Annotated in this window: 14 protein-coding genes; 4 read left to right on the top strand and 10 right to left on the bottom strand. The window is 27.0% G+C overall.

The window, feature by feature from the left end; genetic code table 11:
* Positions 1 to 136 precede the first annotated feature (136 nt).
* The 3 genes from rbr to Q0G30_RS04280 all read right to left on the bottom strand — a co-directional run bounded on the left by rbr (position 137) and on the right by Q0G30_RS04280 (position 2,178).
* Positions 137 to 679, bottom strand: a complete 543-nt coding sequence (rbr, locus tag Q0G30_RS04290) for a rubrerythrin (RefSeq protein WP_294386985.1) — start codon at positions 677 to 679, stop codon at positions 137 to 139.
* A 127-nt stretch (positions 680 to 806) separates the two neighbouring features.
* On the bottom strand, positions 807 to 1,739 hold the full coding sequence (locus Q0G30_RS04285) for an SPFH domain-containing protein (RefSeq protein ID WP_294387121.1): 933 nt from the start codon (positions 1,737 to 1,739) through the stop codon (positions 807 to 809).
* Positions 1,740 to 1,749: 10 nt separating this feature from the next.
* Positions 1,750 to 2,178: an NfeD family protein gene (locus tag Q0G30_RS04280; RefSeq protein ID WP_294386982.1), complete on the bottom strand. Its 429-nt coding sequence runs from the start codon at positions 2,176 to 2,178 to the stop codon at positions 1,750 to 1,752.
* Positions 2,179 to 2,527: 349 nt separating this feature from the next.
* Between Q0G30_RS04280 and Q0G30_RS04275 the strand changes: the two genes are divergently transcribed.
* Entirely contained in the window at positions 2,528 to 4,432 is a 1,905-nt protein-coding gene (locus Q0G30_RS04275) for an NAD(+) synthase (RefSeq protein WP_294386978.1), read from the top strand.
* Between the two features lie 81 nt (positions 4,433 to 4,513).
* On the opposite strand, the gene Q0G30_RS04270 is transcribed toward Q0G30_RS04275, so the two are convergent.
* The 6 genes from Q0G30_RS04270 to Q0G30_RS04245 form a co-directional block, all read right to left on the bottom strand.
* Positions 4,514 to 5,119, bottom strand: a complete 606-nt coding sequence (locus tag Q0G30_RS04270; RefSeq protein ID WP_294386975.1) for a hypothetical protein — start codon at positions 5,117 to 5,119, stop codon at positions 4,514 to 4,516.
* Between the two features lie 124 nt (positions 5,120 to 5,243).
* Positions 5,244 to 5,894, bottom strand: coding sequence for a deoxynucleoside kinase (locus tag Q0G30_RS04265; protein ID WP_294386972.1), 651 nt, complete (start codon positions 5,892 to 5,894; stop codon positions 5,244 to 5,246).
* Between the two features lie 136 nt (positions 5,895 to 6,030).
* Positions 6,031 to 6,894: an NAD(P)/FAD-dependent oxidoreductase gene (locus Q0G30_RS04260; protein WP_294386970.1), complete on the bottom strand. Its 864-nt coding sequence runs from the start codon at positions 6,892 to 6,894 to the stop codon at positions 6,031 to 6,033.
* Positions 6,895 to 6,906: 12 nt separating this feature from the next.
* Entirely contained in the window at positions 6,907 to 7,221 is a 315-nt protein-coding gene (trxA, locus tag Q0G30_RS04255) for a thioredoxin (protein ID WP_294386967.1), read from the bottom strand.
* Between the two features lie 139 nt (positions 7,222 to 7,360).
* Positions 7,361 to 9,070, bottom strand: coding sequence for an ABC transporter ATP-binding protein (locus Q0G30_RS04250; protein WP_294386964.1), 1,710 nt, complete (start codon positions 9,068 to 9,070; stop codon positions 7,361 to 7,363).
* Between the two features lie 104 nt (positions 9,071 to 9,174).
* Complete coding sequence (locus Q0G30_RS04245; RefSeq protein ID WP_294386960.1) at positions 9,175 to 9,549, bottom strand: DNA mismatch repair protein MutT; 375 nt, start codon at positions 9,547 to 9,549, stop codon at positions 9,175 to 9,177.
* Positions 9,550 to 9,739: 190 nt separating this feature from the next.
* Between Q0G30_RS04245 and Q0G30_RS04240 the strand changes: the two genes are divergently transcribed.
* The 3 genes from Q0G30_RS04240 (at position 9,740) to Q0G30_RS04230 (ending at position 11,741) form a co-directional block, all read left to right on the top strand.
* Complete coding sequence (locus Q0G30_RS04240; protein WP_294386958.1) at positions 9,740 to 10,339, top strand: restriction endonuclease; 600 nt, start codon at positions 9,740 to 9,742, stop codon at positions 10,337 to 10,339.
* Complete coding sequence (locus Q0G30_RS04235; protein ID WP_294386954.1) at positions 10,317 to 10,832, top strand: restriction endonuclease; 516 nt, start codon at positions 10,317 to 10,319, stop codon at positions 10,830 to 10,832. The genes Q0G30_RS04240 and Q0G30_RS04235 overlap by 23 nt, the downstream gene beginning before the upstream one ends.
* 195 nt (positions 10,833 to 11,027) lie before the next feature.
* Positions 11,028 to 11,741 (top strand): HAD family hydrolase, encoded by a 714-nt coding sequence (locus Q0G30_RS04230; RefSeq protein WP_294386951.1) that lies wholly within the window; start codon positions 11,028 to 11,030, stop codon positions 11,739 to 11,741.
* A gap of 360 nt (positions 11,742 to 12,101) precedes the next feature.
* On the opposite strand, the gene Q0G30_RS04225 is transcribed toward Q0G30_RS04230, so the two are convergent.
* Positions 12,102 to 13,379, bottom strand: coding sequence for an MFS transporter (locus tag Q0G30_RS04225; protein ID WP_294386949.1), 1,278 nt, complete (start codon positions 13,377 to 13,379; stop codon positions 12,102 to 12,104).
* Positions 13,380 to 13,546: the final 167 nt, after the last annotated feature.

The raw sequence follows: 13,546 nt of genomic DNA, 5'->3' as shown, positions 1-13,546 counted from the left end.
ATAAACAATAGTTAACTTCGAAGCTTTAGGACTTTTTCTGAAAAAACAATATAACTTCTTAACGAAATTCACACTCATTCCTGGAGGTAATATCATTAATTTTCATCATCACCATACTTAAACCTTAACTAACAATTTAATAATTAATAACTCTTAGTTCAAAATATGCTTGTGGATGTTTACATACTGGACACACTCCTGGTGCAGTTAAGCTGTCTACTATATGTCCACAGTTACGACAAATCCAAACTGACTTTGTGTTTTTAGCAAAAACTGACCCATCTTCTACATTTTGAAGAAGCTTTAAATACCTTTCTTCATGAGTCTTTTCAATCTTTCCTATGGATTCAAATAAATAAGCTATATCATTAAACCCCTCTACTCTTGCTTCCTTAGCCATTCTATCATACATATCTGTCCATTCATAATTTTCCCCTGCAGCTGCTTCTTTTAAGTTTTCTGCTGTTGTACCTATATCACCACCACATAAAAGCTTAAACCATATTTTTGCATGTTCCTTTTCATTTGCAGCGGTTTCCTCAAATAAGGCTGCTATTTGTTCATAACCTTCCTTTTTAGCTTTAGCTGCAAAATAAGTATACTTATTACGTGCCTGGCTCTCTCCTGCAAAAGCTTCCATTAAATTTTTTTCTGTTTTTGATCCTTTTAAATTTGGCATATTTCTATACTCCCCATAACCCTTATTACTCATAAAATTATATGTTAATATTTCTAATAATTATTACTGCTTGATATAAATATAATAAAAAAGTATCGCATTTGCATACGATACTTTTTATTAAATATTACTTATCTTTTTTAAGCATTTCTCCAATAGCAGCTATACTACCAAGTGATGATAATGTTTCATTTGGTAATATAAGCTTATTAGCAGGATTATTAGCCATTTCCTTAAGAGCTTCTACTTGCTTTAATGCAATTACTGTTTCATTAGTTCCTGATTGAATAATAGCTTCATTTACTTTTCTTATAGCTTCTGATTCTGCTATTGCAATTTGTTCAATTGCTTTCGCTTTACCTTCTGCTTCAAGTAATTGTGATTCTTTTAAACCTTCTGCTCTTCTAATATTAGCTTCTTTTTCAGCTTCTGCAGCAAGTATCTTAGATTGCTTTTCACCTTCAGCCTTTTCAATTTGAGATTGTCTTAAACCTTCTGCTTGAAGAATCATAGCTCTCTTATCTCTTTCAGCCTTCATTTGCTTTTCCATTGCTTGTTGTATTTCAGCTGGTGGAATTATGTTTTTAATTTCAACTGATAGTACTTTAATACCATAAGCATCTGTAACTTCATCAATAATACCTAATAATTGTTGGTTAATGCTATCCCTTCCTGCTAATACTTCATCTAATGTCATATTACCTAAGATATTTCTTATATTAGTTGTTGCTGAATAAACTATACCTGATTTATAATCTTCAATATTATATACTGCATCTTTAGCATTTAACATCTTATAGAAAATAACATTGTCAACACTTATTTTAACATTATCCTTTGTAATCACTGATTGTGGTGGTACGTCTAAAATTTGTTGTTTAGTTGATACTTTTTTTCTTACAAAATCTACACCTGGAATTACAAAGTGCCAACCTGGTTCTAGAATCCTATGAAATTGACCTAACCTTTCTACTACATATAAATAACCTGTATTTACTACTTTAATTGATGATAACAATATTAGAAATACAATAACTAATACTGCTACTAAAAAAATCATACCTGGCATATTAATCCTCCTTTAATTTAACAATTAATTTATTTCCTTCTATACCTGTTATGGTATATTTTTCACCCTTTTTAATTATTTTCCCTTTATTATAAGCAGTCCAGTAAATACCATCTACTTTTATCTTTGATTTTTCTTCCATGTCCTCATTAGCAATCATTTCTTTACCAATATAAGTTTGCTCCATTGTTGGTACATGATTTACATCTGCTTTAAATTTTTTCTTTGCCCAAGGATATCCAATAGAAACAGTTGCTACACCTACTACTAAAAATGCAACAATTTGCCATGCTACTGATATTTCAAGTAATGAAAGCATTATAGCTACAATAGCTCCTAATGAGAACCACATAAAAATAAAACTACTAGTAACAATATCAATAACAATTAATGCAATAGCAACAAGTAACCAAACAATAACCTCAACCATTAATCTTCCCCCTTTCTATTATTATACATTCATTAGTAAATACTTATAAAAGATTTAATAATAATATGTATTATTTTTATTATATAATATAATTTTCCATTTTTGTAGCTAAGCTTATTACAGTCACTTTCTTAACCACAATTTAATTATATATTATTCCCAAACCTATTGCAAGTTATTTTTTATCTTAAAAAGAGTTATTTTATATCATTTAATATATTCTACCATACTTTTCTTTTAAATCCATTGCTTTTCTAGTACTTTCCTTTTATTATTGATTTATATGTATTTTATTAACCTTGGAATACAATACTAAATTTATATAATAAAACGGAATGGAGATGAATATATGGACTTTATTAAAGTAGGTGCTGCTTGTCCAAAAACAAAGGTATCTGATATTAAATATAATGTTGAAAATATATGTCTTTGTATAGACGATGCATATGCTAAGGGAGTAAAATTCCTTGTTTTCCCTGAACTTTGTATTACATCTTATACATGCGGAGACTTATTTTTAACTTCTGTACTTTTAAATAAAACTTTAGATGGATTAAAGGAAATTTGCGAGTATACAATTGCTAAAGACATACTTATTACTGTTGGTGCTCCATTAATCCACAATAATGTTTTATACAACTGTGGATTTATGATTTTTAATGGTAAAATCCTAGGTATTGTACCAAAATCATATATTCCTAATTATAGTGAATTTTACGAAAAAAGATGGTTTACTGAAGGTGTTAATTTAATTGATGAAATTGTAACATTACCTTTCCAAGAAAATATACCTTTTGGTACTAATTTAATTTTTACAAGTGGTAATTATAAATTTGCATTAGAAATTTGTGAAGATTTATGGGTAACTATACCTCCTAGCTCTTATCTTTCTCTTCTAGGTGCTAATATTATTGCAAATCTTTCTGCTTCTAATGAACTTGTAAGTAAAAAAGATTATAGATTATCTTTAATTTCTAATCAAAGTGCTAGATGTATGACTTCTTATATTTATTCATCTGCTGGAGTTTATGAATCTACAACTGATCTTTTATTTAGTGGTCATTTAATAATAAGTGAAAATGGATCTATATTAAAAGAGAATCAAAGATTCCAAAGAGAAAATGAAGTAATTACATCTTGTATAGATGTATTTAAGCTTAATTCTGAAAGACTTAAAAACTTAAGTTATAGAGATGCATCAAATATAGTACCTTTTAAAGCTAAAAATATACTATTCAAATTTAATAATACTGAAATTAAAGATTTTGATAGGTATGTTGATAAACATCCTTTTGTTCCTTCAAATGAACATGAAAGGGAAGAAAGATGTAAAGAAATATTTAATATTCAAGCTGCAGCTCTAGCTAAGCGTTTAGAGCATACAGGCCTAAAAAAAGCTGTTATAGGTATTTCTGGCGGTCTTGATTCAACATTAGCACTTTTAGTGGTAGTTAAAACATTTGAGCTTCTAGGAATGGACAATAAAAATATTATAGCAATTACTATGCCTGGCTTTGGTACAACCGATAGAACTTATAATAATGCTTTAACTTTATGTAATGAGTTAGGAACAGATTTAAGAGAAATAAATATAGTTGATGCTGCCCTTCAACACTTTAAAGATATTGGTCATGATAAAGATATACATGATGTAACTTATGAAAATGTTCAGGCTAGAGAAAGAACTCAAATTCTTATGGATTTAGCAAATAAAGAAGGTGGCTTATTAATAGGTACAGGAGATTTATCTGAACTAGCACTTGGATGGTGTACTTACAACGGAGATCATATGAGTATGTACTCTGTAAATCCTTCAATTCCAAAAACACTTGTTAGATATTTAGTTAAATATGTTGCTGAAAAAGAATCTAATGAAGAAGTATCACACACACTATTAGATATATTAGATACTCCTGTTAGTCCTGAACTACTTCCAAAAAGTGATAATGGTGATATAGTTCAAAAAACAGAAGATATTGTAGGACCTTACGAACTTCATGATTTCTTCCTTTATCACTTTATAAAACATGGTTCATCTAAAGAAAGAATATTACTTTTAGCCAAAGCAGCATTTAAAGATGATTATTCTGAGGAAGAAATTGAAAAATGGCTTGATAAGTTTATTTATAGATTCTTTACTCAACAATTTAAAAGAAGTGCTTTACCTGATGGACCTAAAGTTGGTTCAATATCTCTTAGCCCACGTGGTGATTGGAGAATGCCTTCTGATGCATCATTTAATTCCTTTAAGTAAATTTATAAGCTTAAAACTATTTAATTAAATTATTTATTCAAGAACTATAATAATTATTTTTTAATAAGAAGAGTGAAATTATTATTCACTCTTCTTTACTAATTCTATTCCAATTTCCATATATTCATCTGCTTTATATTTTAATAAGTATACATTATCCTTTAAAAGTTCTCCACCAAAGGTTTCTACTCCTTCAGATGTTAACTCAATATTTTCTAAAATTTCATCATTATTATTTAAAGAAACAATATTTAGACTTTCATATTTATCTTCATCTAATGAAACTAATATAAGAAACTCATGATTATTTTCTTCAGATAACTCTATCATAGCTACAGAATTACTTGCTTTTATTATTTTATCTAAATTTAATACTTTATGACTTCCTAGATTAAAACATTCTTTATACTTAGCAATTCCATATTTATTTCCATTAATATCTTTAATAGAGAAAAATCCAAAATATGAATCATAAATCTTTTTTATTGATAGTTCTTCAATCCTTCCGTCATAATTTTTTCCATCATCAATTCCAATTATTCCCTCAACTTGATCTACTATATAATTTTCTGTTGTATATGTATAAAATTTAAATCCTTTATTATATAAATTTAATACTATAGCTCCTATTATCAATATTGATATAATTATAATTGCAAGTGATATTAATTTTGTTTTCTTTCTCATATCATTCCCTCCATATTTTATCCTTATTTTTAATTATTCTACATTTTTCTTAAGTTTCCTTTAAATTCCTTGAATAAAAATAAAAATAGAGAAGTTAATATAAATATTAGCTTCTCTATTTTTATTACTTTCTAACTTCTTTTAATTTGTTCTCTACCATTTCAATTAATTTCTTTTTATCATCTTCATTATTAACTACATCCATAACATTCATATCTATAACTAAAACTTCAGATGCATTATAATAATTGTTAACCCAATTATCATATTCCTCCCATAAGAAATGATAATACTCTTTTAAGCTATCATCAATTTCAAATTCTCTTCCTCTTAGATTAATTCTATTAATTACAGTTTCAAAAGATCCCTTAAGATATATCATAATATCTGGTGCCTTTTTAGGTAGAGATTCTAATTCTTCCATCATATTGTTTAACAAATTTTCATATATATTCATCTCTAGTTCTGATATTCTGCCAAGTTCCATATTCTTCTTAGCAAAATACCAATCTTCATATATAGATCTATCTAAAACATTATTATCATTAACTAATGCCTCTTTAATACTTTTAAATCTAGTATTTAAAAAATATAATTGTAATAAGAAAGGATATCTCTTTCTTTGTATCTCTTCTTCAGATTCACTGTAAAACAATGGTAAAAGTGGATTATCATCGACAGATTCATAAAAAACATCTGAATTAAAATGTTCTCCTAAAATTTTTGCTACCGAACTTTTACCTAATCCTATCATCCCACCAACAACTAACAACATACTTCACCTATCCTTTATTATTCATCCTTAGTGCTAATTTATGATACATTGTATTTATATTTAAATCAAGTCTTGACAATATTTAAATATAAAATAAGACATGCCATTTATAATAACATGTCTTATTTTATATAAGCTATTTATTCTTCATGATATCTATATATCTTACTGCACTTAATGCAGCTATATTTCCTTCGCCTGCTGATTTTATATATTGATATGGCTTACCTACACAATCTCCAGCTGCAAAGCATCCAGGAATATTGCATTTCATTTCTCTATCCACATTAATATGCCCATCAACTATTTCAAGACCCGGAACTAATTGTCCTGGTGAAATACTATCCTTAAGAACAAATACTCCATCTGTTTCTAAATCTAATCCATCAAGTTTTAATGATGAAACTTTAGTATCTCCAACTATTTCTAATGGCTTTTTATCAATAACTTCTATGTTATCTCTAATGTCATAATCATCATTATACATAGGTATATAATAAACTTTGCCTGCAAGTTCACTTACATAGTTAGCTTCCTCTTCAGCTTCTTTATTATATCCTACTATTGAAACTGTTTTTCCTTTATAAAGAGGTGCATCGCAAGTTGCACAATAACCTACACCTCTACCTAGTAATTCAATTTCACCCTTAATAGGCTTAGTATATTCCATTCCAGTAGCTAAAATTACAGCTGTAGCTTCGTACATTTTATCATTTACCATTAAAGTAAAATAATCACCCATAGCATAGATATTATTTACTCTTTCCTCTGTAATTTTTATTTCCATCTTATCTATATGCTCTGCAAACTTTTCTTTTATTTCAGCTCCATTCATTCCATAAAAACCTAAATAATTATTTATCTTAGGAGCTTTCATTATTTTATTGCTTAAATCTTTACTTCCAAAAATAATGAATTTTTTATTTCTTATTTTTGCGTTAAGAGCAGCTGATAATCCGGCCGGACCACTACCTACTATGGCTAAATCATATCTCTCCATAGTATTCCTCTCTTATAAATGTTTTTCAACAGCAGCTTTTAATTGAGGTTTTGGCATAAATCCAACTAATGTATCTATAGGTTCTCCATTTTTAAATACCATTATTGTTGGAATACTTGCAACTCTATATTTTCCTGCTAAATTAGGACATTCATCCACATTAACTTTTGTAAATTTAGCATTTGTTAATTCTCCTGCAACTTCTTCATAGATAGGACCTATCATTTTGCAAGGACCACACCATTCTGCCCAGAAATCTACTATACTAACACCATCAAAATTAATAACTTCTGAATTAAATTCATTTTCTTTTAAATGTTGAACCATTATAATTCCTCCTACTCCCCCTTAGGGGGCCATTAATATTATTTGTTTTATTGTACAGCGATAATTATTATTAGTCAATAATTTTATCCTTATATTTAGTTTACCCTTTTTTCTTGTAAAAATTCTGTGATAAAGTTACTTAATTAACTTTTGCATATCTATTTAATTCATTATAAATTCCTCCTTTTTTAATAAGCTCTTTGTGACTTCCTCTTTCCTCTATACCTTTGTCATTTAATACTATTATTTCATCTGCACTCTTTATTGTAGATAGTCTATGTGCAACAACTATAGTTGTTCTATCCTTGCAAAGTTCTTCTAGAGATTTTTGAATTAAATATTCAGTTACATTATCTAAAGCAGATGTAGCTTCATCTAAAATTAAAATTGGTGGATTCTTTAAAAATACTCTAGCAATTGATATTCTTTGTTTTTGACCACCTGATAACTTTATTCCTCTCTCTCCGATATATGTATCATAACCATCTTTTAATCCCATTATAAATTCATGAATATTAGCCTTTTTCGCAGCTTCCACAACTTCATCGTCACTTGCATCTTGCTTTCCATATTTGATATTTTCTTTTATCGTTCCTGTATATAAAAATACTTCTTGCTGAACTATACCTATATTTTTTCTTAAAGAATCCAACTTAATATCATATATACTTTTTCCATCTATTTTTATATCACCCTTGTCCACATCGTAAAATCTAGGTATTAAATTACAAAAAGTAGTTTTTCCTCCGCCTGATGGTCCTACTAATGCTAACATTTTTCCTTTTTCTATAGATAGTGTAATGTTATTTAATATTTTTTCATTTTCGTAACTAAAGCATACATTATCAAATTTTATATGACCTTCTACTTTTTCTAATTCTATTGCATTATCTTTTTCCTTTTCTTCTTCAACACTCATAATCTCAATAAATCTTTTAAATCCAGTCATTCCATTTTGATACTGTTCTACAAAGTTAATAAGTTTTTTTATTGGATCTGTAAACAACTTGACATATAGCATATAAGCTAAAAAATCACCTAATTTAATAGCATTATAATAAGTAAATATTCCTCCTGCTATTAGAACAACATAGTCTAATATATCTACACCAAAATTAACTCCAGCAAAATACTCTGCCATAACTTTATAAGACTGTTTTCTTACTTCCTTAAACTTATTATTTCCTTTATTAAATTTTTCATTTTCATATTCTTCTGCAATAAATGCCTTAGATATTCTTATACCTGCAATTGAATTTTCTAATGTTGAATTTATAGCCGATGTGTGCACTCTTGTTTCCATAAAGCACTTATTCATCTTTTTTCTCTTTTTTAGAGTAAATATTACTATAAATGGAACAAAGGCAAATATTAAAATTGTAAGTGGTAAATTTATAGTTGATAATATTATAAATGAACCTAAAAACATTATTATTGAAATAAATAAATCTTCTGGTCCATGATGAGCAAGCTCAGAGATATCCATTAAATCATTTATCATTCTGCTCATTAAATCCCCAGTTCTTGTATTATCAAAAAATGAATTTGGCAATTTTTCAAGATGCTTAAACATATCTCTTCTCATATCACCCTGCATTCCAACTCCAACAAGATGTCCAAAATATTGCATAAAATAACAACATCCAGCCTTAACTAGATATAACACCATTAGAATTACTGAAAATATTCCTATAACCCTTATTTCTTTATTAGGTATAGCATCATTAACTAAAGTCCTTGTCATCATTGGATATATTAAATTGCATAAAGTTGCTATAGTAGCAACTATTAAATCTGCAAAAAATAACGCCCTATAGGGCTTATAGTATGAAATAAATTTCTTAATCATATAATCTCTCCTTTTTATTTAACACATAAAAGAAGAACAAGGGGTTATTTGTTCCTTGTTCTTCTTTTGCTTTATTTATTGATAAACACCTATATCAAGGTTATTTAAACTTTAAAATAATCATTTAATATCATTTTATCTTCATCATTAAAAATATAATCTTGAATACTTCTTTTTCCAATCCATTTTATACTATTTATGCTTTTATGACAAGTTATATATTCTTTTACACAGCCTGTAAAAACTTTTAATTTCTGATCACCTTCTAAGCTATATTCTTTAAAAGGTTTTAAATCAAATATTGTACATTTTATATCCTTATCAACGGCTTTAAAAATACACTTTTCTTCGGTTTCTTTTCCCTTTACTTCTTTTCCAAAAGTTCCCCATTTTCTTTCATTTCTTTTTCCTCTTTCCGCAATTAATACATTGCCAAAATCATCATAAATAATAATTGAACATCTTGTAACCATCCCCATTTTTACCTCCAATTAACACTTAATTCTTGATGAATTTATCTATTATTATAATTATAATCCCTTTTTGTCCAATTTAAAACATTATTTTCTGTTTTATTACAAATTTATTTATTTTTTTCAGTAAAATTTATTTATTAAGCAATGTATATACTATACAAAATTTGTTAATAATCAAACTGAGGTGATTTTTATGATTTTTATAAAATATTTACCAATTACTATATTATTATTTTTCACATTAAAATTTTTAATTTCATATATAGAAAAATCTACTATTTCTATAAATAAAAAGATAATAAAAAAACAAATTGAATTTGGGATATTATCTATAAAAGATATTCAAAAAAATAATTACAATACCTTTATTAAAATTATCAATTTATATATTGATATATTAGGATTTAAAGACAAATTATCACTACCTAATGAATATAGCAATCTAACCAATTTTAAAGCATCATTAAATAATGAAGATGTATTTATTAGTTGTATTCAAAATGATTTATTAAAAGATACGTCTGCAGATGAAGATAAGTGGGAATTAATAGATAGCCCTGATGTACAAAGCTTTTTAGCTAGAATGGTTATTAATGATTGTAAAAAAGGAATAATTATAACTAATAGTAGCTTTTCTAATGAAGCAATAAAATTTATAAATAATTTTAATAATAAAAATCAAGAAAACCAAATTAAACTTATAGATGGTTATGAGCTTACCAAAACAATAAGAAATCATAAATTCTATATTATGAAAGAAGGTCTAATGAATGAAGTTAAATACAATATATAGCTACTTTATAATAATACTATTTGCTCCTTTAATAGGTAAATTAATTAATAAAATTATTATATACTATAAATCATATAAACGGTGTGAAAAAGATACTCACCTTTATAATATACTTCATAAATTAACTCCTCATGAATTTGATGTTTGGTGTAGCGAATATTTATCTAGTTTAGGATTTACTAATATAATTCTTCTTCCTATTGGGTCTGATACCGGAAAAGATATTATTTGCGAAAAAGATTCCGAAAAATATTACGTAGAATGTAAAAGATTTTCCAGTGATAACTCTATCTCACCATTTCATATTGAAAAACTCCTTGGTGTTATGATTTCAGATAATATAAATAACGGAATAATTATAACTACAGGTACTATTTCCGAGGATTCACAATGTATTTTAAGTAAAGTAAATAAATTATATAATATTCAAGTAATAAGTTCTAATGAATTAGATATTCCATACAATGAATATATACTTAAAACCAACATTTAATTAGCTATCTCATTTCCTCTCAATATATTAGGGATATGTCACTATAGTGCATATCCCTTCATAAGTTTCTCCAATTTCACATTATATAATTTATACTTTTTGCTAAATTGATTATTTTTGTAAGAAAATACAATATTATTCTATCCACTATAATGATATAATTAAAAAAAATTTTATATGTACTAAGGAGATTTTATGTATACTAATTATATTTTTGATTTATATGGAACACTAATTGATATTAATACTGATGAAGAAAATCCAGAATTTTGGTACAAGCTATCATTGTTTTACTCTTTTAAGGGAGCATTATATACTGCTAAAGAACTAAAAGAATCATATACAACTTTAGTTAAGTCTTATTTAAATAGTATAGATGATACAAACTATCCTGACTTTCCACTAGAATATGTATTTTCTACACTTTATACAAACAAGAATATTATTCCTTCTGAGGAATTAATAATTGATACTGCTCATTTCTTTAGAACATCCTCTATAAAGTATATAAAATTATATGATAATGTGATTAACTTATTAGAATTATTAAAGAAAAAAGGAAAAAAGATATACTTACTATCAAACGCACAAAGAATATTTACACTTTATGAAATGAGATTATTAGGAATAGAAAAATATTTTGATGATATTTTATTTTCTGCTGATTATAAAATGTGTAAGCCAGATAAAAACTTTTATACAACTCTAATTAATAAACACAATTTAAATATAAAAAATAGTATTATGATTGGTAATGACTATATATGTGATATTGAAGGTGCTTCAAATGCTGGCCTAGACTCATTATATCTACATTCTAATCTTTCACCTGAAATTAAAGGAGAACTTAAAAGCACATATTCAATTATGGATTTCGACCTAACTAAAATCTACGAGCTTATTGAATAAACTGCGAACTACAGTGAGAACGAAAAATGGAATATTACTTTTCCGGGAAGCGGTGAAATTTTCACTTTGAATTTATATAATTGATTCCATAAAATTTGCTAAAGTTTTTAAACTAGCTAGCGCGTCAAACAGTAAAAACTTCTTCACGCAAATTTTACTACATCAATTATTAAATTCTACAGCTTAATTTCAATGCTTCTCTCCAAATTAATATTTCATTTTTTCTCTTCACTGTTTTTCTTAGTTTCCCAACTTATAGTTAACGACTCCTGCTACAAATTTGTATTACAAGTCGTTAACTTTAGGAAAATTCGGCTTAAATTGCAGACTTAAGCTTTAGTTCGCAGTTTATTTCAACTTCTACATAGTTTTATTCTCTTCAACTACTATTTTCTTATCTAAGTCCGGAACCCTAATCATAATAAGCCCACCAATAATGAATAATATTATTAAGCTTATAATTCCGTTATTGGTCTTTCCTGTTATTTGAGTTACAACTCCAACTAAGAATGGTCCTAAAACTGCTGCAAACTTTCCAAAAATACTATAAAAACCAAAATACTCTGCAGATTTTTCCTTTGGAACAAGTTTTGCAAAATATGATCTTGAAATAGCTTGTATACCACCTTGTGCTGATCCAACTAACATTGCTAGTATCCAAAAACCTACTGCAGTTTTAATAAAATAACCATAGCAGCAAATTAATGCATATGTTACTATTCCAACTAATATTAACTTTTTGCCACCATACTTTTCTGAAAGCTTTCCATAAATAATCGTAAAAGGAAAAGCAACAAATTGTGTTAAAAGCAATATTATAAGTAATGCTGTCATTGATATTCCCAAGTCTGTTCCATATGAAGTTGCCATACCAATTATGGTATGTACACCATCTATATAAAAGAAATATGCACTTAAAAATAATAATATAGCCTTATCCTTCTTTATCTTTCTCAATGTATTAAGTAAATCCTTAAAAGAGTTTTTTATTATCTGACTTTGCTTTTTAACATAATATTTTTGATTAACATTCTTTAATAAAGGAATTGTAAATCCTCCCCACCATAAAGCAGTAATTAGAAATGTAATTTTACATGCTAATGGCACACTTATTTGTATAATTCCATTTTGAGATAATAAAACTACAATAATACAAATAATAAAAGGAATAGTACTACCTATATATCCCATACCATATCCCATAGAAGATACGTAATCCATTCTATCTTCAGTAGTAACATCTACTAAAAAAGCATCATAAAAAACGTTTGCTCCACAGAATCCTATTGTGCTTAAAGTATATACTATCAATAAAAATACTGGTGCATCTTCAGGTACAAATATCAAAAATATCGTAGAAACTAATCCTAATATAAAAAATAAATTAAATAACCTCTTCTTATTTCCTTTATAATCTGCAATATTTCCTAATATAGGTGCAATCATAGCTACTATAAACGTTGTTATAGATATAGTATATCCCCATAATGCTGTAGAAGTTGATGACTTCATTCCCCCTTGTTCTGCAACCATTTTAAAATATATAGGTAATATAGTTGAAGTAATTGTCAGTGAATATGCAGAATTTGCCCAATCATATAAAATCCAGCTCTTTTCACCTTTACTTATTTTCCCCATTCTCTTCCCCCTAAATATTTAATATTCTTTCTTCTACCTCTCCATCTATGTTATCTAAATTCAAGTCCATAAGTTTAGCTATTGTTGGCCCATGATTTATTAACTTTCCACTTTTTAGTACCACCCCTTTTTTTATACCTTTCCCTGCAGCAATAAAAAATGTTTTA

It is taken from the genome of uncultured Clostridium sp., from assembly GCF_934754925.1.
Taxonomy (GTDB): domain Bacteria; phylum Bacillota; class Clostridia; order Clostridiales; family Clostridiaceae; genus Clostridium.
The sequence above is the reverse complement of the archived record's forward strand: the minus strand, read 5'-3'. Positions and strand labels throughout refer to the sequence as shown.

Coding starts and splice junctions, on each gene's coding strand:
- Q0G30_RS04260 (WP_294386970.1), bottom strand. CDS start 6,894: ATGGAGAGATATGATTTAGCCATAGTAGGTAGTGGTCCGGCCGGATTA.
- Q0G30_RS04230 (WP_294386951.1), top strand. CDS start 11,028: ATGTATACTAATTATATTTTTGATTTATATGGAACACTAATTGATATT.
- rbr (WP_294386985.1), bottom strand. CDS start 679: ATGCCAAATTTAAAAGGATCAAAAACAGAAAAAAATTTAATGGAAGCT.
- Q0G30_RS04235 (WP_294386954.1), top strand. CDS start 10,317: ATGAAGTTAAATACAATATATAGCTACTTTATAATAATACTATTTGCT.
- Q0G30_RS04250 (WP_294386964.1), bottom strand. CDS start 9,070: ATGATTAAGAAATTTATTTCATACTATAAGCCCTATAGGGCGTTATTT.
- Q0G30_RS04275 (WP_294386978.1), top strand. CDS start 2,528: ATGGACTTTATTAAAGTAGGTGCTGCTTGTCCAAAAACAAAGGTATCT.
- Q0G30_RS04285 (WP_294387121.1), bottom strand. CDS start 1,739: ATGATTTTTTTAGTAGCAGTATTAGTTATTGTATTTCTAATATTGTTA.
- Q0G30_RS04270 (WP_294386975.1), bottom strand. CDS start 5,119: ATGAGAAAGAAAACAAAATTAATATCACTTGCAATTATAATTATATCA.
- Q0G30_RS04245 (WP_294386960.1), bottom strand. CDS start 9,549: ATGGGGATGGTTACAAGATGTTCAATTATTATTTATGATGATTTTGGC.
- Q0G30_RS04225 (WP_294386949.1), bottom strand. CDS start 13,379: ATGGGGAAAATAAGTAAAGGTGAAAAGAGCTGGATTTTATATGATTGG.
- Q0G30_RS04240 (WP_294386958.1), top strand. CDS start 9,740: ATGATTTTTATAAAATATTTACCAATTACTATATTATTATTTTTCACA.
- Q0G30_RS04280 (WP_294386982.1), bottom strand. CDS start 2,178: ATGGTTGAGGTTATTGTTTGGTTACTTGTTGCTATTGCATTAATTGTT.
- Q0G30_RS04265 (WP_294386972.1), bottom strand. CDS start 5,894: ATGTTGTTAGTTGTTGGTGGGATGATAGGATTAGGTAAAAGTTCGGTA.
- trxA (WP_294386967.1), bottom strand. CDS start 7,221: ATGGTTCAACATTTAAAAGAAAATGAATTTAATTCAGAAGTTATTAAT.